At 69.3% G+C, this 19,574-nt stretch carries 18 protein-coding genes and 1 tRNA gene; 7 read left to right on the top strand and 12 right to left on the bottom strand.

What is annotated here, in order from left to right; translation table 11 throughout:
• Positions 1-24 precede the first annotated feature (24 nt).
• The gene (locus ACT3SQ_RS04245) at positions 25-543 is read right to left on the bottom strand and encodes an arsenate reductase/protein-tyrosine-phosphatase family protein (RefSeq protein ID WP_441443870.1); all 519 of its coding nucleotides are present in this window, start codon (positions 541-543) and stop codon (positions 25-27) included.
• Between the two features lie 157 nt (positions 544-700).
• Between ACT3SQ_RS04245 and ACT3SQ_RS04240 the strand changes: the two genes are divergently transcribed.
• The 4 genes from ACT3SQ_RS04240 to ACT3SQ_RS04225 are packed head-to-tail and all read left to right on the top strand — an operon-like array spanning position 701 to position 3,951.
• The gene (locus ACT3SQ_RS04240) at positions 701-1,186 is read left to right on the top strand and encodes a GNAT family N-acetyltransferase (protein WP_441443871.1); all 486 of its coding nucleotides are present in this window, start codon (positions 701-703) and stop codon (positions 1,184-1,186) included.
• 6 nt (positions 1,187-1,192) lie between these two features.
• Complete coding sequence (locus ACT3SQ_RS04235) at positions 1,193-2,299, top strand: App1 family protein (protein WP_441443872.1); 1,107 nt, start codon at positions 1,193-1,195, stop codon at positions 2,297-2,299.
• On the top strand, positions 2,296-2,883 hold the full coding sequence (locus ACT3SQ_RS04230) for a GNAT family N-acetyltransferase (protein ID WP_441443873.1): 588 nt from the start codon (positions 2,296-2,298) through the stop codon (positions 2,881-2,883). Before ACT3SQ_RS04235 ends, ACT3SQ_RS04230 begins: the two co-directional genes overlap by 4 nt.
• 48 nt (positions 2,884-2,931) lie before the next feature.
• Complete coding sequence (locus tag ACT3SQ_RS04225) at positions 2,932-3,951, top strand: aldo/keto reductase (RefSeq protein ID WP_441443874.1); 1,020 nt, start codon at positions 2,932-2,934, stop codon at positions 3,949-3,951.
• Between the two features lie 235 nt (positions 3,952-4,186).
• Here the strand turns inward: ACT3SQ_RS04225 and ppc are convergent, their stop codons facing one another.
• The 5 genes from ppc to ACT3SQ_RS04200 form a co-directional block, all read right to left on the bottom strand.
• Entirely contained in the window at positions 4,187-7,015 is a 2,829-nt protein-coding gene (ppc, locus tag ACT3SQ_RS04220; RefSeq protein ID WP_444600854.1) for a phosphoenolpyruvate carboxylase, read from the bottom strand.
• A 166-nt stretch (positions 7,016-7,181) separates the two neighbouring features.
• On the bottom strand, positions 7,182-7,979 hold the full coding sequence (gene ehuA / locus ACT3SQ_RS04215) for an ectoine/hydroxyectoine ABC transporter ATP-binding protein EhuA (RefSeq protein ID WP_441443876.1): 798 nt from the start codon (positions 7,977-7,979) through the stop codon (positions 7,182-7,184).
• Positions 7,972-8,631, bottom strand: coding sequence for an ectoine/hydroxyectoine ABC transporter permease subunit EhuD (ehuD, locus tag ACT3SQ_RS04210; protein WP_441443877.1), 660 nt, complete (start codon positions 8,629-8,631; stop codon positions 7,972-7,974). The genes ehuA and ehuD overlap by 8 nt, the downstream gene beginning before the upstream one ends.
• Positions 8,628-9,464, bottom strand: a complete 837-nt coding sequence (gene ehuC / locus ACT3SQ_RS04205; protein ID WP_441443878.1) for an ectoine/hydroxyectoine ABC transporter permease subunit EhuC — start codon at positions 9,462-9,464, stop codon at positions 8,628-8,630. Before ehuC ends, ehuD begins: the two co-directional genes overlap by 4 nt.
• An 84-nt stretch (positions 9,465-9,548) precedes the next feature.
• Positions 9,549-10,478, bottom strand: coding sequence for a transporter substrate-binding domain-containing protein (locus tag ACT3SQ_RS04200; RefSeq protein ID WP_444600853.1), 930 nt, complete (start codon positions 10,476-10,478; stop codon positions 9,549-9,551).
• A 322-nt stretch (positions 10,479-10,800) separates the two neighbouring features.
• On the opposite strand from ACT3SQ_RS04200, the gene ACT3SQ_RS04195 reads away from it, so the two are divergent.
• Positions 10,801-11,568, top strand: a complete 768-nt coding sequence (locus tag ACT3SQ_RS04195; protein ID WP_444592521.1) for a GntR family transcriptional regulator — start codon at positions 10,801-10,803, stop codon at positions 11,566-11,568.
• Positions 11,569-11,698: 130 nt separating this feature from the next.
• Here ACT3SQ_RS04195 and ACT3SQ_RS04190 read toward each other — a convergent pair.
• The 5 genes from ACT3SQ_RS04190 to ACT3SQ_RS04170 form a co-directional block, all read right to left on the bottom strand.
• Positions 11,699-11,787, bottom strand: a tRNA-Ser gene (locus ACT3SQ_RS04190).
• 102 nt (positions 11,788-11,889) lie between these two features.
• Positions 11,890-12,426, bottom strand: a complete 537-nt coding sequence (locus ACT3SQ_RS04185; protein ID WP_441443881.1) for a peroxiredoxin — start codon at positions 12,424-12,426, stop codon at positions 11,890-11,892.
• A 34-nt stretch (positions 12,427-12,460) separates the two neighbouring features.
• On the bottom strand, positions 12,461-14,191 hold the full coding sequence (locus ACT3SQ_RS04180; protein ID WP_441443882.1) for a potassium channel family protein: 1,731 nt from the start codon (positions 14,189-14,191) through the stop codon (positions 12,461-12,463).
• A 164-nt stretch (positions 14,192-14,355) separates the two neighbouring features.
• A complete protein-coding gene (locus tag ACT3SQ_RS04175) occupies positions 14,356-15,027 on the bottom strand; it encodes a DUF1801 domain-containing protein (RefSeq protein ID WP_441443883.1) in 672 nt (223 codons plus the stop codon).
• A 78-nt stretch (positions 15,028-15,105) separates the two neighbouring features.
• Positions 15,106-16,119: a LacI family DNA-binding transcriptional regulator gene (locus tag ACT3SQ_RS04170; protein ID WP_441443884.1), complete on the bottom strand. Its 1,014-nt coding sequence runs from the start codon at positions 16,117-16,119 to the stop codon at positions 15,106-15,108.
• Between the two features lie 162 nt (positions 16,120-16,281).
• On the opposite strand from ACT3SQ_RS04170, the gene ACT3SQ_RS04165 reads away from it, so the two are divergent.
• Positions 16,282-17,715: a tagaturonate epimerase family protein gene (locus tag ACT3SQ_RS04165; RefSeq protein WP_441443885.1), complete on the top strand. Its 1,434-nt coding sequence runs from the start codon at positions 16,282-16,284 to the stop codon at positions 17,713-17,715.
• A 106-nt stretch (positions 17,716-17,821) separates the two neighbouring features.
• On the opposite strand, the gene ACT3SQ_RS04160 is transcribed toward ACT3SQ_RS04165, so the two are convergent.
• Positions 17,822-18,382, bottom strand: a complete 561-nt coding sequence (locus ACT3SQ_RS04160) for a DUF6328 family protein (RefSeq protein ID WP_441443886.1) — start codon at positions 18,380-18,382, stop codon at positions 17,822-17,824.
• 106 nt (positions 18,383-18,488) lie between these two features.
• On the opposite strand from ACT3SQ_RS04160, the gene ACT3SQ_RS04155 reads away from it, so the two are divergent.
• The gene (locus tag ACT3SQ_RS04155) at positions 18,489-19,505 is read left to right on the top strand and encodes a YdcF family protein (protein WP_441443887.1); all 1,017 of its coding nucleotides are present in this window, start codon (positions 18,489-18,491) and stop codon (positions 19,503-19,505) included.
• The last annotated feature ends 69 nt before the right edge of the window (positions 19,506-19,574 follow it).

The following is a 19,574-nucleotide window of genomic DNA, read 5'->3' as shown; positions in this document are numbered from 1 at the left end:
ACAGCGAGCCCCCAGCAGGTGAGCTCAGCGCTCCTCGAGCAGCTCCCGGGCGCGCGCGATGATGCCCGGCACGCTCTCGCGCATCTCGCGGATCGTGCGGTCGAACGCTCCCTGCCCCTCGTACCAGGGGTCCTCGACGGCAAGCTCCGTGGGCAGCGCCGCCGGGTCCGCGCCCGGCTCGAACCGCCGCCACATCGCGATCTGGGGAACGGCCGAACCCTCGGGTGCCTGCTCGACCATCCGCCGCAGCCGCTGCGCGTGATCGGCGGTCATCGGCAGCACCAGATCCCAGGCCAGCAGCTCCGTCAGATGGATCGTGCGGGCGGTGTGCTCGAAGGGCCGCACATAACCTGATCGCTCGAGAGCGAGCTCGGTGCGGTCATCCATCGGCATCCCCTCGGCTTCCCAGCTGGTACCGGCCGACCCCACCTCCACCTTCCCGACCAGGTCGCTCTCCAGGATCGCGGCGCGCAGCATCACCGCGGCGGCCGGGGATCGACAGACGTTGCCGGTGCAGACGGTGAGCAGGCGAATGGGCGACATCCCCCTATTGTGTCAAGCTCGGGGCGCTGCGCGCGCAGAACCGCCGGGGAACGTACACTGGTGACGGGAGTGCATGCGGTGCCCGCGGCAGCGCGAGAGCATGATCGCCAGGGCATGATGGCCCGTGACCACGCAACGACGGCTCAGGAGGACACCCATGGCCGACATTATCCGCGCCCACGACGACGACTGGTCGCTCGTGCGCGAGATCCGTCTTCGGTCCCTCAGCACGGACCCGGCCGCCTTCGGGCAGAGCTGGGACAAGGAATCCACCTATGAGGACTCGGTCTGGGAGCAGCGCGTGCGCGATGCCGCCTGGTTCCTGGCCGTCGAGGACGGACAGCCGGTCGCCGTGGTGGCGGCCCGGCGCGAGGAGGACTCCCCCGCCAACGAGCGCGAGCTCCAGGCCATGTGGGTCACCCCGAACTCTCGCCACTCCGGGATCGCCGGGAAGCTCGCCGAGGCGATCTTCGACTGGTCCCGCGAGGACGGCGCAGACACGATCACCCTGTACGTGGGCCCCCGGAACACGGGTGCTCGCGCCCTGTACGAGAGCCTCGGATTCGCCGACACCGGTGACCGCTGGGAGATCGTCGAGGACGATCCCGATGGGGCCTGGCTGAAGATGGCCCGCGGTCTCTGACGCCCGGTGGGCATCAGCACTCGGCTGACCTCCGCCCGCGCCGGGCTCCGTTCGCTGGCCGCGCGCGGCGGTGACGACCGTCCGCACTGGGCGGCACGCATCGAGAACGTCAAGAACACCGCCGTCGGTCATGCCCTGCGTCGGCTCAGCTGGGATCTGCGGCTGCAGCCCTTCCACGGCTACGGCTCCACCGAGCGGGTCCGGGTGCTGGCGAAGGTGCTGTACGCCTCCCCCGGCACCCCCGCAGACTTCCACGACCAGCCGGTCCACGACCTGCGCACGATGGCGGTGCGCGGCTGGCGGAACTTCGCCGGGCAGGTCGCGCCGCACCGCACCGTACAGATCCTGCTGGGTGATCAGCAGTTCACCGCGCGCGCGGACCGCACTGGCATCGTGGACGCGATGCTCGAAGTCTCCCTGCCCCCCGGCCAGCATCAGGCCGTGCTCTGGACCGTCGCCGGCAACGAGGTCACCGCGGACGTGACCGTCTTCGCGCCGGAGACCGAGGTCGGCATGGTCAGCGACATCGACGACACCGTGATGGTGACCTGGCTGCCGCGCCCGCTGCTGGCCTTCTGGAACGCCTTCGTCGTCCACCAGTCCTCCCGCCAGGTGGTCCCGGGAATGCCGATGCTCTACCAGCGCCTGGTGCGCGAGCACCCGGCGATGCCGGTGTTCTACCTGTCCACCGGCGCGTGGAACGTCTTCCCCGTGCTCAAGCGCTTCCTCTACCGCAACGGCTATCCCGATGGCCCGCTGCTGCTGACCGACTGGGGCCCCACCAACACGGGCTTCTTCCGCTCCGGTCCCGAGCACAAGCATCGCGCCCTCGAGCAGCTGGCCACCGAATATCCCCACATGCGGTGGATCCTGGTGGGTGACGACGGGCAGCACGACCCCACGATCTACGCCGAGTTCGCCGCGCGCCACCCCGAGCTGGTCGAGACGATCGCGATCCGCCAGCTCACCGAGCCCGAGCAGCTGCTCGCGCACGGCTCGCGCCGCCCGCTCCAGGACGCGGCGCCCGCGAACGGCTCTCCGCTCACCCTCGCCGCTCCCGACGGCCACGGGCTCCTCGCCGAGTTCCAGAGGGCCGGGAAGATCTCCTCATGACGACGTCATCCCTCGAGACCGGGAAGCACAGAGAGATCCTGCTGCGCACCGCCCACGACGACGACGCAGACGCCGTGGCCGTCCTTGTGCAGGCCGCCTACCGAGGCGAGGGCGGCTGGACCACCGAAGCGCATCTGGTGGACGGTCAGCGCACCGATGCGCAGGAGGTCCGCGGGATGCTCGCGGACCCCGCGGTGTCGCTGCTGGTCGCTGAGCTCGCCGGGCCCGACGGTTCCTCCGGGCCCGCCGGTGAGGTGGTGGGCTGCTGCTACACCCGCCGCGAACCCACCGACGCCGACGGGGTAGACCGTGCCGAGCTGGGCCTGTTCGCCGTGCACCCCTCGGTACAGTCCCGAGGCCTCGGCGCCCGCCTGCTCGAGGCGCAGGCCGAGCACCAGCGCACCGCCGGGGTGGACATGCTCATGATCCAGGTGCTGCAGTCCCGGCCAGAGCTGCACGCCTGGTACGAGCGCCACGGTTTCGTTCCCACCGGGCACAGCGTCCCCTTCGCAGGCGAGGCCGACTGGTTGAAGGTCGAGGGGCTCGGGATGGACGTCATGGAGCGGCCACTCTGCGCACTCTGAGCGGAGAACCCCCTGTCCAGAGGCGGTTTCTCCGACTAGTCTCAGAGGATGAACACCGACGTCCATCACCCCTCCGCAGCCCGCTACGACCGCACCCCATACCGTCGCGTCGGCCGATCCGGCGTGCTGCTGCCCCCGATCTCACTGGGCTTCTGGCAGAACTTCGGCGAGAACCGCGACCCGCTCACCCTGCGCACGATCGTCCGCCGTGCCTTCGACCTCGGTGTGAACCACTTCGACCTGGCCAACAACTACGGCCCTCCGCCCGGCAGCGCCGAGACCCATGTGGGCCGCATCCTCGCGCAGGACTTCCGCCATCACCGCGACGAGCTGGTGATCTCCACCAAGGCCGGATACCGGATGTGGGACGGGCCGTTCGGCGACGGCGGGTCTCGCAAATACCTGCTGAACTCGCTGGATCAGTCCCTGGAGCGCCTGGGGCTGGAGGACGTGGACATCTTCTACCACCACCGCGAGGATCCCGAGACCCCGCTCGAGGAGACGATGGGCGCGCTCGCCCATGCGGTGCGCAGCGGCAGGGCGCTCTATGTCGGCGTCTCGAACTACTCCCCCGAGAAGACCCGGCAGGCCGCGCGGATCCTTGCGGATCTCGGCACCCCGCTGCTGATCCATCAGCCCTCGTACTCGATGTTCAACCGGCATATCGAGAACAGCCTGCTCGATGTCGTCGGCGAGCTCGGGGTGGGCCTGGCGGCCTTCTCCCCGCTCCAGCAGGGTCTGCTCACCAACCGGTACCTCTCCGGCGTGCCGCAGAGCTCGCGCGCCGCCGGCACCTCGTCCTCCCTCTCCGAGCAGCAGGTCCTGGGCGAGGACTACCAGTCGCGGGTGCGCGGTCTGTCCCAGATCGCCCACGAGCGCGGCCAGAGCCTGGCCCAGCTCGCGCTGGCCTGGGCGCTGCGGCACCGGCAGGTCAGCACCGCGCTGGTCGGAGCCTCGTCGGTGACGCAGCTCGAGCAGAACGTCGCCACCCTCGAGAACCTCGAGCTGACCGACGAAGAGCTCACCCGGATCGATGAGTTCGCCATCGACGGCACCGCCAGGCGCTGAGCTGCCCTTGCACGACGCCCGATCCGGATCCCGGTCCTGCCCCTGCACGACCCCTGCCCGACCCCTGAACCGCTCCCGCACGACATCGAGTCGTAGGTTCTGTGCACTCTGGGTGTCCAGTGGTGCACAGAACCTACGACTCGATGAGTTGCCGCGGGCAGAGGGACTGCCGCGGGCAGAGGGGCTGCCGTAGGCGGATGAGCTGCTGCGGCGGGCGGGCTGCCGCAGGCGGGGATCAGCCGGTGTTCTTCAGCCCCGCCGCGACGCCGTTGATGGTGGTCAGCAGTGCACGCTGCAGCTCAGGAGAGAGCTCCTCGCCGCGCTCGGTGGCGGCACGGGCCCGCTGCAGCATCGCGACCTGCATGTAGGAGATCGGATCCAGGTACCGGTCGCGCACCGCGAGGGTGCGCTTGAGCACCGGCTGATTGTCCAGCAGGCCCAGCACCCCGGTGAGCCGCTCGATCTCGGCGACCGAGAGCTCGTACTCCGCCTTGATGCGGTCGAACAGCGGCCACAGCCGCTCCGGCACCAGCGAGTGCACGTAGTGCGCGGCGATCGCCATGTCCGTCTTCGCGAGCGTCATCTCGACGTTGCTGATCACGGTGCGGAAGAAGTGCCAGTTGCGGTACATCTCGTGCAGATCAGGCTCGAGCCCTGCCTCGCGCGCGGCCTTCAGGCCGGAGCCGGCACCGAACCAGCCGGGCACGATCTGCCGCGACTGGGTCCAGCCGAACACCCACGGGATCGCCCGCAGGCCGTCCAGGCCCTTCTCGGAGGTGGCGCGCTTGGAGGGGCGCGAGCCGATGTTCAGGTCACCGAGCTGCTCGACCGGCGTCGAGGTCACGAAGTACTCCGGCAGATCCGGATCGTCCGCCAGCGTGCGATAGCGCGCATAGGAGGCATCGGAGACCTGCTGCATGACCTCGCCGAAGCGGTCCAGCTGCTCAGGCGTCGAGCGCGGGGAGGTGTGCAGTGCGGAGCCCTCGAGCACCGCCGCCAGCGACAGGTCCAGGTTCTCCCGGGCCAGCGTGGGCAGCGTGTACTTGTCCGAGATGACCTCGCCCTGCTCGGTGAACTTGATCTCGCCCTCGAGCACGCCGTACGGCTGGGCCAGGATCGCGTCATACGTCGGGCCGCCACCACGGCCGACGGAACCGCCGCGGCCATGGAACAGACGCAGCGTCACCCCGTGGCGGGCGGCGACATCGCGCAGCAGGCGCTGCGCCTGGTGGATCTCCCACTGGCTGGTGATGACGCCGGAGTCCTTGTTGCCATCGGAGTAGCCGAGCATGACCTCCTGGAGGTCGCCGCGCAGGCGCACGATCTCCCGGTAGGACGGATCGCTGAGCATCTCGTCGAGGATCTCCCCGGCGTGACGCAGCTCGGCGACCTCCTCGAGCAGCGGCGCGAAGCTGATGTCCGATCGGTTCTGGTCGCCGCCGGGCAGGGTGACCAGGCCGGCTTCGCGAGCCAGCAGGGCGACGGCGAGGATGTCGTCGGCTCCGTGCGTCATCGAGACGATGTAGGTCTCGATAGAGGACTGGCCGTACTGCCGGTGAGCGTCCCGGATCTCGCCGAACACCTTGTAGGTGGTGCGGGTGGCGTCATCGAGGATCGTCTCGTCCTCGGCGAGCGCCGTGCCGACCAGCGGGCGCCGGCTCGCGAGCTCCGCGGCCAGCACCTTGGTGCGCTCCTCGCGGCTGAGCTCCATGTAGGGCCGGTCCAGCTCTCCGACACGGTCGAAGAGACGGGCCAGCACCTCATGGTGCTTCTCAGAGTGCTCGCGCACGTCGAGGACGGCGAGGTTGAGGCCGGATCCGGCGAGGACCTGCTGGGCGACGGCGATCGCACCGTCGGCCGCTCGGCGTCCGCCGTGGCGGTTCAGGGCGCCGCGCAGGATGCTGAAGTCGTCCTGCAGCTCCTCCGAGTCGTAGTAGTCCTTGCCGTGGACATGCGGCTCGCCGGTGCGGATCCGCTCGCCGGTGGCCTTGAGCTTGGCGCGCATGGTGCCGAGCTTGAGCCGGTAGGGCTCCTGCTCGAACATCCGCTGCTGCACTTCGTCGACCTCGGACTCGAAGGCGAGGTCCGCGTCGATGCTCGCGCGCAGCTCCTCGTCCTGACCGGTCATCTCGCTGGAGATCGACAGGTCGCCGATGAGCTCGGAGACGACATCGATCGCGAGCTCGACCGCGGTCTCGGCCTGGAGCTGTAGCACCTCGCGGGTGACCTCCGCGGTGACGAACGGGTTGCCGTCGCGGTCGCCACCGATCCAGGAGCCGAAGCGCAGCGGCACCTGACGCTCGCGCAGGTCGGCGCCATGGGCACGCAGCTCCTCGCGCAGGTCGTCGAGGAAGCCCGGCATGGTCTGGCGGTACAGCTGGGTCAGGTAGTAGAGCACATTGCGCGACTCGTCCTGCGGGGTGGGACGCTGACGGCGCAGCTCGTCCGTCTGCCACAGGGACTCGATGAGCTCGGAGAGCAGGTGATCCTGCCTGCGCCGCTCGGGGGTGCCGTCCTCGGTGTCGTTCTCGAGGATGTCCGAGATCTTGCGGAGCTTGGTCAGCACCGCCCGACGGGATGCCTCGGTGGGGTGAGCGGTGAAGATCAGGCGCACGTCGAGCGAGTCGACGGCCTCCTGCAGGCCCTCAGCGCCGACGGACTCATGGACGGCCGCGACGGTGCGCGGGACCCAGGACTCCGAAGCCGGACGTTCCCGCAGGGAGCGCACGCGGTAGACCTGCTCGGCCGCGTTGGCCAGCAGGAAGTACTGGGCGAACGCCCGGGTCAGAGCAGTGGCCTGCTCGATGGGGAGCTCAGCGAGACGGTTCTGGACGTCCTGGGCGCTGGCCTCGGAGTCCGAGGACTTCGCATCCTTGGTGAGCTTGCGGACCTGCTCGACGAGGTCGAGCATCTCCTGACCGTGCTGGTCGGCCAGCGTGCGGCCGAGCAGGGTCGACAGTCGTCGGACGGTCGCTCGCAGTGGGGCGTCGATATGGGGATCGTCGCCGACGACGGGGAACTCGCTCGTCAAGGTCGGGACGGCGATGGCGTCGGTATCTGGCACAGGGCCTCCTGGGGTCGGCACGCCGAGTAGCGGCCGCCGACACAAGCAGGGCGACCGCGTCGGCGCGGAACGAACGGGCACAGACTACAGCGAGGAGCCGTCGGCGCACCCGCAGGGGACAGTCCGCGGACCGCAGCAGGTCAGCCTGCGGTCCGCGACGGGTCTTTCAGAGCACGGCGCGCAGGAAGTCCTGGGTGCGCTGGTTCTCGGGTTCGCTGAAGATCTTGTCCGGCAGGCCTTCCTCGATCACGGACCCCTTGTCGAACATCATCACGCGGTCGGAGACCTCCCGCGCGAACTGCATCTCGTGGGTGACGATCAGCATCGAGATGTCGGTCTCGGCGGCGATGTCCTTGAGCACCGCGAGCACCTCTCCGACCAGCTCGGGGTCCAGCGCCGAGGTGACCTCGTCCAGCAGCAGGATCTCCGGATCCATCGCCAGGGCGCGCGCGATCGCGATGCGCTGCTGCTGGCCGCCGGAGAGCTCCGAAGGGCGGGCATCCTTCTTCCAGCCCATCCCCACCTTGTCCAGCAGCGCCTCCGCCTTCGCCTCGGCCTCGGCCTTCTTCAGACCCATCACGTGGACCGGGGCCTCGATGATGTTCTCCATCACGGTCATATTGGGGAACAGGTTGAAGTGCTGGAAGACCATGCCGATGTCGGTGGTGGTGCGGCGGCGGCGCTTGTCCGGGATGCGCACGCGCTTGCCGCCCTGCTCCTCGTACTGCAGCGGAGTGCCTCCGATGTGGATGTACCCACCGGTGAGCTCTTCGAGCGTCATCACCAGGCGCAGGATGGTGGTCTTGCCCGAGCCGGAGGGTCCGATCAGGGTGACGCGCTCGCCCTTGGTGACCGTGAAGTTCAGATCGTCGAGCACGGTGTTGTCACCGAACTTCTTGACCACGTCGCGGAACTCGATGTGGGGCACGCCGGGCACGCCGGGGTGCGCAGTGTTCTCAGGCAAGTTTCTTCTCCAGTCGTCGGATCAGGAGGGAGGTGGGATAGCTGGCCGCCAGGAAGATGAGGCCGGCCAGGGTGATCGCCTCGGTGTACCGGAAGTAGGTCGAGCCGTAGTTCTGCGCGACGTTCAGGAGCTCCGGGACGTAGATCACGAACAGGAACGGGGTCTCCTTGAACATGGAGATCGCGTAGTTGCCCAGGGCCGGCACGGTGTTGCGGATCGCCTGGGGGACGACCACCGCTCGCCAGGTGCGCATCCGCGGCAGGGAGAGTGCCGTGGCCGCCTCCCACTGGCCCTTGGGCACCGAGTCGATGCCGGCGCGGTACACCTCGGCCATATAGGTCGTGTAGTGGATGCCCAGCACCCAGATGCCGATGGAGAGCGAGGAGTCGACGTACGGCGAGAGCACGAGGTTCGCGAAGACCAGCTGGACCACCAGCGGCGTCATGCGGATGAACTCGACCACCCAGGTGAAGGGGGTGCTGATGATCCTCGGCGCACTGCGCCGGATGATCGCCACCACCAGTCCGAGGACAAGGGCGATGAGGGTGCCGAGCACTGTGGCGATCAGCGTGATCTTGAAGCCGTCGAACAGCAGGTCCGGAAGGACTGCGAAGGCGTGGTCCCAGCTCCACCAGGAATTCTGCGGGGTCATGCCAGACCACCTCCCATCGGCGTGCCGGAGGCCGCGACGGAGCGATCACGGACGACGCGCGCCGTGCGCCCTCCTGAGGGGGTGGTGCCGGGTGCCTGGAAGAGCGAGCGCCATGCCGTGCGCAATGCCGGGCCGCGCCCGATCTGGTGCTTGGCGCGGATCTCCAGTCCGTTCATCAGGATCACGATCAGCCAGGCGATCAGGTAGTAGGCCAGCAGCGCGAAGGAGTACGCGAACCAGGTGCCGGTGCGGTCACGCAGCTGCTCGACCTGGAAGAAAATGTCGTACAGCAGCACCGTGCTGACGATCGCGCTGCCCTTGAGCAGCTGGATCCACAGGTTGGACAGAGACGGGATCATCAGCGCCCAGGCCTGGGGGATCACGATGCGGAACATGCCACGGGCCGGGCTCAGGCTGAGCGCGCTGACCGCCTCGTACTGCCCCGTGGGCACCGAGCCGATCGATCCGCGCACGACCTCCGCGGCATAGGCCCCGTAGTTCAGGCCGAGGGCGAGGACGCCCACCAGCAGCGGCTCGAGCCGGAACCCGAGCGGGTACGGCAGCTGCGGGAGCACGAAGGCGAGCCAGAACAGCTGGACCACGAGCGAGGTGCCGCGGAAGAACTCCACGAACACGCGGGCCACGCCGCGCACGATCAGGACCTTCGAGAGCTGCGCGAGGCCGAACACGAACGCGATCACCAGCGCGAGCAGCGCTCCCAGGACCGTGGTCAGCAGGGTGACCTGGAGCCCGTCGAGGATCAACGGCATCCGGTCCAGCACCAGCTGGAGGTTCGGGCCGAGGTCCTGGAAGAAGCCGATCACTCCATCCATCTGTACATCACCTCTCGGTCGACGAACGGCCCGGCGCGACCCGCGAGGGGCCGCGCCGGGACGCCGTCATCGATGGAGCTGGGGTCACTGCAGGAAGGACAGGTCACCGCTGCAGAGGATCTCGCTGGTCATCTCCTCGGGCGGCAGCTCCTCCTCGCTGAAGCCGAAGTCGCCGACGATCGAGAGGTAGCGCTCGGGGTCCCCGATGATCGCGGCGAGCTTCTCGTTGTAGGCGTCCAGCAGCGAGGTGTCCTCCTGGCGGAAGACGGTGCCGCCTGCGCCGACCTGCTTCACACCGTCGATCTCCTGGACGAAGCTCTCGGTCACCTCGACGTCGTCGACGGTGTTGTCGGCGAGCCAGTTCAGGGAGATCGCGGTGAGGGCGAAGGCCGCGGCATTGCCGGCCTTGAGCGCATCCACGCCGTCCTGCGGGCCGCCCACCTCGATGCTGTCCAGGCCGAGCGCGGCGACATAGTCGGACTCGACCGCGCCGGACATGGTGGCGACGGTCAGACCCGAGTCCACGAAGGAGTTCATGTCCACCAGGCCCTCCGGGTTGCCCATGGGCACCATCAGCGCGGTCGTGTACTGGAACTCCGGCTCGCTGAACGCGGCCTGCGCACAGCGGTCCGGGAGGATCGACATGCCAGCGCTGACCGCGTCGAACTGCCGGGAGTTCAGGCCCGGGATGAGCGAGCCCCAGTCGGTGAGCTTGCCCTCGACCTTGTCGATGCCGAGCTCTCCGAAGATCTCCCGGTGCAGGGCGAGGGTCGCGCCCATCAGCTCGCCGCCCTCTTCGAAGCTGTAGGGAGCTTCCCCGGCGAAGCCGACGGTGATGGTCCCGGCGTCCTGCAGCTGGCTGAGGAGGTCTCCCCCGCCGCCGCCGTCGCTGCCACCGGCCCCGGTGTCCTCGCCGCCTCCGGTGCTGGTGCGGCTGCAGGCGGCCAGCCCGCCCAGTGCGGCGGCCGACAGGACCAGACCGCTTCCTCGGATGAAGTGTCGGCGGTTCTGCATGGAGATGCTCCCTTGGCGTGTATGTCTCGTGCTCTGCGGTGATGTACGACACTACCTGCTGTCCGACAATCCGCAGATCAGCAATTCGGATCACACCCACGCTAACGGTACCCAAGGGGTGAAGATCGACCTCGAACCGCTTTCGTGATGGTGTCGTGACCCGTGCGGCAGGCCGGCCCCGAGCCGAGATGTGACAGCGATGACTCGCCACGTGCATGCCTGCACCGGTCGGAGGGCGGATGATTAGATGACGCCCCGCGCGTATCGCGCTCGAGCACAGGAGGATGCGATGCCACCTCGCCAGGAAACGGTCCGGCTGCCGATGATGCAGCCCATCCGCCGCCCTTCGATCATCGATCAGGCCGAGCTCGAGCTGCGCAATGCGATCTATTACGGCGACCTGCGCCCTGGTGACACCATCCCCGAGGTGCAGGTGTCCAAGCAGATGGGGATCTCGCGATCCTCGCTGCGCGAGGCCTGCCAGCGCCTGGTGCGTGACGGTCTGCTCACCCAGATCCCGGGCCGCGGACTCTTCGTGACCATGATGGATGCCGAGACCATGTCGGACTTCATCGACTACCGGCTGGGGATCGAGATGCAGGCCGCCTCGATCGTGGCCGATCGCGTCAGCATCCTGCGGGCGAAAGGCGACGACGGCGCTGTCGAGTCGCTGCTGGCCCCGCTGCGCGATGCCCTGGAGCGGACCCGGCGGGCGCTCGAGGCGGAGGAGGTCATCGAGGCAGGCAACGCGGACCTCGAGCTGCACCAGCAGATCGCCGAGCTCGCCCGGAACCGGTTCCTGATCTCCGCCATGAGCACGATCGTGATCCTCACCCGGATGGGGAGCTTCTCGGACCCGCGCGGCTTCGGCGTGCGGGCCGACATCACGGCCGCCCACGAAGCGCTGCTGGACGCTCTCTCGGCGGGCGATGCCTCACGTGCCCGCGCGGTGCTCCGCGAGACCCTGCAGGAGCTGGCTACCCGCCTGCGCAGCGGGGAGAGCCAGCAGGACGTGGTGCGCGACCCCGATCTGCTGGAGTCCGACGGTCCTGAGTGGACCACCCTCGGCGAGGACAGCCAGCTCTCCTGAGCGCTGCCGCCGTCCCCGACCGGTCCGACAGGTCCGTCCGGGATGCGAGAAGGCCCCTCCCCCGCGGTCATGCCGCAGGGTCGGGGCCTTCTTCGTGCCGATCATCCGGCCGATCAGAATCGGCCATCGGCGGAGACGAGAGGATTTGAACCTCCGAGGCGATTTTGGTCGCCTACTCCCTTAGCAGGGGAGCGCATTCGGCCGCTCTGCCACGTCTCCTGGTGCTGGCTCTCGCGCAGCACGCCGCCACAGCATACGGGAGGCCGGGGAGTGCACCAAAGCGAGAGCGCGCAGATCACGTCACATCTGTGAGCAACCCGTTCAGAGGCCGAGCTTCTCCTGCAGCAGCGCGATGTGCTTCGGGGTGCCGACGCGGTACTTCACGAAGGTCAGCACGCCCTCAGCATCGATCCCGAAGGTGGAACGGATGGTGCCCTGGACCAGCTTCCCGTACATGTTCTTCTCGCCCCATGCGCCGTAGGCCTCCATCACCTGGTGGGTCTCATCCGAGGCGAGCGTGTAGGGAAGCTCCTGCTCGGCGACGAAGCGATCGAGCTCTGCCACCGGGTCCGGGGACACCCCGATCACGCGGTAGCCGGCATCGAGGAACAGCTGGTGGTTGTCTCGCAGATCGCAGGCCTGTTTCGTGCACAGGGAGGTGTTCGCCGCCGGGTAGAACCACAGCAGTACCGGGGCGCCGCGCAGCGCGGCGAGATCCACCCGCCCACCGCCGGCGGTGGGAAGGTCGAAGGCGGGGGCGGCATCGCCTACGGCGAGCTTCACAGGCGCGGACGACGCGGGTGCGGTCGGCTCGGGCGCGGACGACGCGGTTGCGGACGACTCGGGTGCGGACGGCATGGGTCTCCTGACGACGATGAGGTGACTGCTCAGCCTAGCGGCGCAGTCTGCGGCGTCCCAGGTAGACCTGCCGGAAGCGGCGCTCGGCGTGCCGATCTCCGAGCAGCAGCAGCTGCCCGGGGGCGGAGGGGATCGACTCGGTGTCATAGCCCACGGTGCCGTCCTCGTCGAGGACCGCGACGATGTGGCAGCCGGTCCTGCGGCGCACCGCGTCATCGCGCACCGATCGGCGCACGAGCGAGGCGGGCCGAGGCACCAGGAACAGCTCGTTGCCCTCGGCGACCAGCACGCGATGGCTGAGGCCCGCGTGGTTCCACAGGTCGGTCGCGCCGGTCGTGGCGTAGGAGAGCACGCTGTCCGCGCCGGCCCGGTAGAGCGTGGCGACGTTGCGCTCGTAGGTGGCGCGGGAGACCACCTGCAGCTCGGGCCGCAGGCGCCGGCAGAACAGCGTGAGGTAGACGTTGAGGTCATCGTCGCGCGGGGTGACCAGCACGGCCGAGGCGTTCTCGAGGCCCGCCCGGCGCAGCACCCGCTGATCGGCGGCATCCCCCTCGACCACGGCGTAGCTCGCCGTCCCCTCGAGCACCGAGTACGAGTTCTCGACCCGGCCCGGCATCACCTCGACGATCGTGTTGGGGATCCCCTCGTCGCTCAGCGCACGGGAGGCGGATCTCCCCACCCGGCCGCCGCCGAGGATCACGACGGGCTCCTCGGAGACCTCCTCGCTCTGGAACTGCTCGTCATACTGGGCGAGATCGGCCGCCTGCCCGGCGAGCACCAGCACCGTGCCGTCGGTGATCCGCAGATCCGGCGTCATCGCTCGCAGCCTGCCCTTGCGCATGATCGCGAGGATCCGCACCCGTGAGCGCAGCAGGGGGATCGCCTCCCCCAGCGTGAGGCCCACCAGCGAGGTGCCGTGGGCGGCCGCCTCGGCGATGAGGGTGGAGCCGAAGGAGCCGATGGCGTGGAACCGCCCGGTCGAGCCGAGCACGCGAGAGGCCATCTCCCTGCCCAGCACCGCTCCGAGCTCGAGCACGTGATCGGCGCCGGCGAGATCGAGCACGTCGACGGAGACCGGCTTCGAGGCGGTCACCGCGATCGGCACCCTGGCGGCGGCCTGGCGCACCGTGAAGGCGACGTTCGTGTTCGCGGTGTCCGAGAGCGTCGAGACCACCAGGCGCGCCCGCGATGCTCCGGCGTTGCGATAGGTCATCGCGGAGTCCAAGGGACCGACGATCACCTGTCGTCCCTGGTCATGCAGCTCTCCGGCGAGTGCGATGTCCTCGAGGACCACGACGGCGGCCACCTGCGACCGCTCAGCCCGGGCGGCGAAGGCCTGGGTGACCGCGTCGGAGCCCACCAGCAGCACGTGATCGCGCAGGGTCGGCGGAACCTTTCGCGGGGTCCGTGCGGCACGGCGCCGGTCCAGCCAGGGGGTGACGACGTACTGGATCACGAAGAAGGGAAGCAGCACCAGCATGTAGACGACCCCGCTGAGCAGCACCCACAGCGAGAACAGCCGGCCCAGGTCGGAGGTGAAGGTGATGTCCCCATAGCCCAGGGTGGACATGGTCGTGATGGTCCAGTAGACCGCGCTGGCCCAGGAGTGATCCGTCACCTCCTGCGCCATCAGGACTTTGAAGACCGCGGAATGGATGATCACCATCAGGGCGCCGATCCCGAGGATCACGACTCCGGCCTTCGACCGTCGGCCGACGAACAGAAGCCGCTCCACGCGCGTGCGCTCACCTGTCGACAGGCCCATTGCTGTCCTCTCCACGGCCGTTCGGGCTGCTCGCCCGTCCGGTGCTCTGACCCGGCTCGCGGGGTCCCTCGGTGCACAGTAGGCCTCACTGGGCACAGGGCGCATCCGACGGGGCCCCGCTGAGCGGAGCGTCACCGCCGGGCTGTGCGCTCGGCCGGCTGTGCTCAGGCGGTGTCGGGCCCGTTCTCCCAGGCATGGGCGACGAGCTCGGCCAGCGTCGCGGTGTCGATGTCCTCGAGCTTCCTGACCCAGACGCAGCCCGCACCCCGCCGGTGCTTGCCCAGCCGGTCCAGCAGCTCCTCGGAACGGGGGAAGCCCTGGATGCCGTAGAGCGCGAGCTCGGCCCTGCGGGGGCTGAAGCCGAGCTGGAAGGTGTCACCCTCGCGGCCGCTGGCGTAGCGGTAGTGGACCTCGCCGTAGCCGATCATGCTGGGCCCCCACATGGTGGCCCGCTCCCCCGTGGCCTCGCCGAACATCTCCAGCAGCATGGCGCCCTCGCGGCGGCGGCGCGCATCGAGCCCGGCGACGTACTGCGCCGGGTCGACCTCCGTGGCGTGGGTGGTGATGTCCGCAGCGCCCGTGCCCGTCGCACCCTTGGTCACGACGTCCTGTCGCTGTGCGGGCGCGGGCGGGTTGCGGAAGGGGACCCCATGGAGCTCGAGCACCGCCTGCAGCCGACGCCCGGCCGCCGGACCCACTCCATGCAGCTGCGCGAGCTGCTGCCAGTCGAGGCCTGCGAGCTGACCGACGGTGTGCAGATCGGAGCCGGCCAGGGCGCGAGCAGCAGGCCGGCCGACGCCGGGGACATCTCCGATGGAGGTGGACAGGTCACTCATGGAGGGAGCGTAGAGCAGTGGCTCCCGCCGCACCTTGCACCCGCCGGTCTTCACCCGGCTGTCTTCACCCGGCTGTCTTCACCCGGCGAGACCGCTGAGGCCGCTGAGACCTGCACCGTCGGCCCGGGCGATGGAGGCCCGGGGGACGAACTGCGTCGGCAGCCCGAGATGTGCGGGGTCCGCCTCCCGGAGGGTGCCCTCGTGGAGCATCTCGATCGCCCGCGCGCCCATGTCGTAGCGCGGCACCCGGATGGTGGCCAGGCCCGGGGTGACCATGGCGGCGAACGGGATGTCATCCCAGCCCACCACGCTGATCTGGCCAGGCACGTCCACGCCGTAGCTGCGCAGGCGCTCCATCAGCGCCAGCGCCATCAGGTCGTTGTAGACCAGCACTGCGGTGGCATCGGTCTGCAGCAGCGCCTCGGCCGCAGCGCGGCCGCCGTCCGCGGTGGGAGGGAAGGGACCGATCTCGACCCAGTCCAGCTCGGCTTCGGCGCAGATACGGCTGATCACGGAGCGGCGCGCCCGGTCCGAACGACTGACGGCGGGTCCACCCACGTATCCGAGGCGACGGTGTCCGAGCCGACGCAGATGCTGCACCGCCGCGGGGATCCCCGGCTCGGGATCGGCGTAGACGCCGGGCAGCTGAGGCGAGACCCGGTTGACCAGGCTGAGCCGGGTCAGAGTTGCGGCCTCGCGCAGGGAGTCCTCATCCATCCGGCTCGAGCACAGCATGATCCCGTCGACCTGCGGGGCGAGAGTGCGCACCAGAGGCAGCTCACCGTCCGGGGACTCCCCCGCGTCGGTGATCAGCAGCTGGGCGCCGAGCTGGTGGGCGCGCGCCTGGGCTCCCTTGAGCACCGCAGGAAAGAAGGGATTCTCGAGATCGGGCACGATCACCCCGTACACCCCGGCGCGGCCGGTGATCAGCGCGCGGGCGGTGCGATTGGGGCTGTACCCGAGGTCGGCCGCAGCTGCTCGGATGCGGGCCAGCGAGCTCGCGCCGACCATCTCGGGGCGCTGGAAGGCGCGGGACGCGGTCGCGATGGAGACCCCTGCCTGCCGGGCCACGTCCTTGAGCGTCACCGCCATGCTCGCCTCCTCTGCGACCTGCAAAGTTTGCAGTCACTGCGGAGAGCATAGCCGAAACATGGCCCTCCACCCAGGCCAAATGTATGCAATCGTTTACGATGTACGGCGATGGTGGCCGTCGGGACAGCGGACGTCCCTCACCCATCCGAAATGGAGAACTTCATGACCCTGCGCAACGACGCCCTCGAGGCGAGCATCCGCTACGACGGCTCTGCCCGCTCGCTCCAGCTCATCGCCTCCGCGGCGACCGCGCTGAGCTCCTTCGAGGGCGAGGCCGCTGCAGCCGGTGAGGGCCACGTGCTCACCGGCCCCCTGTCCACCGCGAACGCCAAGGCGCTGCAGGCCGCCTTCCCCGCGCTGCGCCCCCAGAAGATCGGCGGCCACCGCACCTCGATCGGCACCGGCGACCGCACCGGCCTCGCCACTCCCGGCCAGGCGCGCGCCTTCGCCACCCAGGGCGCCGGCGTGATGCCGGTCCTCGCCCAGCAGTCGATCCGCGAGATGGACCGCCTGGGCCGCAACGCCCAGTCCGTGATGGATGACGCGATCTTCGGCCTGGTCGAGGCCGGCTGGGACAGCGGCTTCGGCGCCGACTGCGACCACATCAAGACCACCGAGGGCATCGACCGCGGCCTCGACGCGGGCTTCGTGATGTTCACCCTCGATCCGGGCGACATGGTCGCCGACGTCACCGCCGGCGTCTCCGAGGCCGACGCCGCGGCGCTGCCCTGGGACCAGCTCGAGGACTCCCTCGAGGCTCTCAAGCAGCGCTACGTGGGCATGACCCTGGACGTCGGTCATTCGCAGATCGAGGTCACCGAGCAGGACGTCCTCACCGCCGCCGTGAAGTACGGCCGCGCGGTCGTGGAGTCGATGCGCCTGTACCGCCACGTCACCGAGAACGCGAAGCACGAGGTCGAGATCGAGTTCGCCGTCGACGAGACCGCTTGGCTGACCACCTTCTTCGAGCACTTCTACATGGCCTCGGAGCTCAAGCGCCTGGGCGCCTCCTGGTTCAGCTTCGCCCCCCGCTACGTGGACGGCTTCGAGAAGGGCCTGGACTTCCTGGGTGACGCCGAGGAGCTGCGCACGAACCTCGAGGCGCACCACGCGATCTCGCAGCAGTTCGGCGGCTACAAGATCTCGCTGCACTCGGGCTCGGACAAGTTCTCGATCTACCCGCTGTGCGTCGAGGCCACCCAGGGCCTGGTGCACCTGAAGACCTCCGGCACCAGCTACCTGTGCGGCGTCGAGATCGTCGCCGCTCATGACGCGGAGCTCTTCTCAGCCATCTGGGACATCTCCCGCGCCTCCTACGTCGAGGCCCGCGCGAGCTACCAGGTCTCCGCCCACGAGGATCGCACCCCGACGTCGCTGGAGGGCGTGGACCTGCTGGAGCTGATCCGCTCGAACGACGCCCGCCAGATCCTGCACGTCGGCTATGGCGATTCGCTGAACGGGAAGGACGCCTCCGGCGCTTCGATCCACGACCGCTTCCTCGCAGTCGTCGCGGCGAACCAGGCCCAGCACACCGACGTCCTCGCCGCCCACATCGGGAAGCACGTCTCGCCGTTCGCGGCGCCGCTGGCTCGCTGATCCCGCAGCATCCTCAGAGGGCCGGTTCGCGTTTCAGCGCGGACCGGCCCTCCGGCGTATGGCAGCGGTGCAGTCCGGCGTTCCCGCCGAGCCGCGGGTCCTCGTCTCAGCCCCGCGTCTTCCGCGCGATCCGGTGCGGCAGCAGTATCAGCAGCGCGGCCATCAGGCCGAGCAGCAGCAGGCTGACTCCCACGGCGATACCCCGGCTGAGCACCACATCGATCACGAAGCCGGCCACGGCGCTCAGCAGCACCCCGAGCAGCAGGATGGCGGCGTGCAGCAACGTGTTGGCGGTCTTGACCATCTCGTCCTTGGCCCGCTGGCGGAACAGTCGCCGGTGCATCCCGACCGGGGTCAGCAGCAGAGCGACGATCAGCAGAGCGAGCAGCAACAGTCCGAGATACCAGCCGATCTGGACCGGGTCGAGCTCCTCGAAGCGCGACTGGAAGGGCAGCACCACCAGGAACGCTGCGAGGATCTGGGAACCGGTCTGCAGCACCCGGATTTCCTGGAGCAGCTCGTTCCAGTTGCGATCCAGCCGCTCGGCCGCGGATTCCTCACGCTGGTAACGCCCCGCGGTCGGCTCCTGCGCGGCGGGCGAGACCTTGTCCGGGCCCTCGCCTGGAACCCCGTCTGGAACCTCGTCTGGAACCTCGTGGACGCCCATCGGCTCAGTGTAGAACCAGCGTCGGCGGTGCAGGACCCGCCCCGGCGGCACGGCCGGTGTGCGGGCCGTGGAACGATGGGTGCCAGGACGATATGAGGAGTCGCGGATGCTGGGTGCGTTGATCGGGACCGCCTTCTGGTGGGCGGTGTATCTGCTGGTGTTCCGTCGGGATCGCCGACGGGTGCGCAACGGGGTGCTGCTGCTGATCGCGCTCTATTCGAGCCTCTCGACGCTGGCTCGCCTGGTCTCCACCGCGCTGCCCCTGGGCGATCTGCTGGTGCTCGTCGGGGCTGGCGTGGCGCTGCTGGGCGTGCTGGTCCTGGGCGTCTTCCTGGTCTGGAACGGGTTGACGATGGTGCGCAAGGAGGGACGCTCTCTGGGCAACCTGCTCTCTGCGCTGGCGGGACTGGCACTCCTGGGAGCGCCGGTGGGCTCCGCGGCAGCGGTGCTCACGATGACCCCGCTGGGCCTCGGCGCCGGGGCGCTGCTGGCTCTGCTCGCCCTCCATGTGGGGTTGGCGTTCCTTGTGTTCCTGTGCGCCTCGATCCCGTACCAGCTGTTCCCGCGGCAGCTGGCGACCAGCGGCGTGATCATCCACGGCTCCGGGCTGATCGACGGCAAGGTCCCGAAGCTGCTGCGCAGCCGGCTGGACCGCGCAGTTGCAGAGCGCGAGCGGCTGCTCGGCGCCGGGCTGGATCCTCTGCTGGTGCCCTCGGGCGGCCGCGGCGACGATGAGCCGCGCGCCGAGGCCGAGGCGATGGCGGAGTACCTGATCGAGGAGGTGGGGGTGCCGGCGGAGCGGATCCGGGTCGAGGCCGCGTCCCGCACGACCGCGGAGAACCTGCGCTTCTCGCACCAGATCCTCGACGAAGCCGGTCATCAGGGCCCGTACGTCGTCTCCACCAGCAGGTATCACGCGTTCCGTGCCGCTCTGCTCGCTCGGTCGCTCGGGTACGCCGATGAAGCGATCGGAGGGCCGACGGCGTTCTACTTCGTGCCCAGCGCCACCCTGCGCGAGTTCCTCGCGATCCTGTCCTACCGCAAGCTCTGGCTCAGCGTGGGCTTCCTGCCCTCACTGGTCTTCGTGGCGCTGCTGGTGCGAGCGGCGACGCTCGCGGTCTGAGCACTCCGCCGGCTGGGCACTCCCCCGGCTGGGTACTCCCCCGGCTGAGGACTCCCCCGTCCGGGCGGC

It is taken from the genome of Brachybacterium sp. AOP42-C2-15 (genome assembly GCF_052377065.1).
In the GTDB taxonomy this organism is placed as follows: Bacteria; Actinomycetota; Actinomycetes; order Actinomycetales; family Dermabacteraceae; genus Brachybacterium.
The sequence above is the reverse complement of the archived record's forward strand: the minus strand, read 5'-3'. Positions and strand labels throughout refer to the sequence as shown.

Excerpts from the sequence above, each read along its gene's own strand:
- ACT3SQ_RS04245 (WP_441443870.1), bottom strand. The coding sequence starts at position 543 with ATGTCGCCCATTCGCCTGCTCACCGTCTGCACCGGCAACGTCTGTCGA.
- ACT3SQ_RS04240 (WP_441443871.1), top strand. The coding sequence starts at position 701 with ATGGCCGACATTATCCGCGCCCACGACGACGACTGGTCGCTCGTGCGC.
- ACT3SQ_RS04230 (WP_441443873.1), top strand. The coding sequence starts at position 2,296 with ATGACGACGTCATCCCTCGAGACCGGGAAGCACAGAGAGATCCTGCTG.
- ACT3SQ_RS04225 (WP_441443874.1), top strand. The coding sequence starts at position 2,932 with ATGAACACCGACGTCCATCACCCCTCCGCAGCCCGCTACGACCGCACC.
- ehuD (WP_441443877.1), bottom strand. The coding sequence starts at position 8,631 with ATGACCCCGCAGAATTCCTGGTGGAGCTGGGACCACGCCTTCGCAGTC.
- ehuC (WP_441443878.1), bottom strand. The coding sequence starts at position 9,464 with ATGGATGGAGTGATCGGCTTCTTCCAGGACCTCGGCCCGAACCTCCAG.
- ACT3SQ_RS04200 (WP_444600853.1), bottom strand. The coding sequence starts at position 10,478 with ATGCAGAACCGCCGACACTTCATCCGAGGAAGCGGTCTGGTCCTGTCG.
- ACT3SQ_RS04195 (WP_444592521.1), top strand. The coding sequence starts at position 10,801 with ATGATGCAGCCCATCCGCCGCCCTTCGATCATCGATCAGGCCGAGCTC.
- ACT3SQ_RS04185 (WP_441443881.1), bottom strand. The coding sequence starts at position 12,426 with ATGCCGTCCGCACCCGAGTCGTCCGCAACCGCGTCGTCCGCGCCCGAG.
- ACT3SQ_RS04180 (WP_441443882.1), bottom strand. The coding sequence starts at position 14,191 with ATGGGCCTGTCGACAGGTGAGCGCACGCGCGTGGAGCGGCTTCTGTTC.
- ACT3SQ_RS04175 (WP_441443883.1), bottom strand. The coding sequence starts at position 15,027 with ATGAGTGACCTGTCCACCTCCATCGGAGATGTCCCCGGCGTCGGCCGG.
- ACT3SQ_RS04170 (WP_441443884.1), bottom strand. The coding sequence starts at position 16,119 with ATGGCGGTGACGCTCAAGGACGTGGCCCGGCAGGCAGGGGTCTCCATC.
- ACT3SQ_RS04165 (WP_441443885.1), top strand. The coding sequence starts at position 16,282 with ATGACCCTGCGCAACGACGCCCTCGAGGCGAGCATCCGCTACGACGGC.
- ACT3SQ_RS04160 (WP_441443886.1), bottom strand. The coding sequence starts at position 18,382 with ATGGGCGTCCACGAGGTTCCAGACGAGGTTCCAGACGGGGTTCCAGGC.
- ACT3SQ_RS04155 (WP_441443887.1), top strand. The coding sequence starts at position 18,489 with ATGCTGGGTGCGTTGATCGGGACCGCCTTCTGGTGGGCGGTGTATCTG.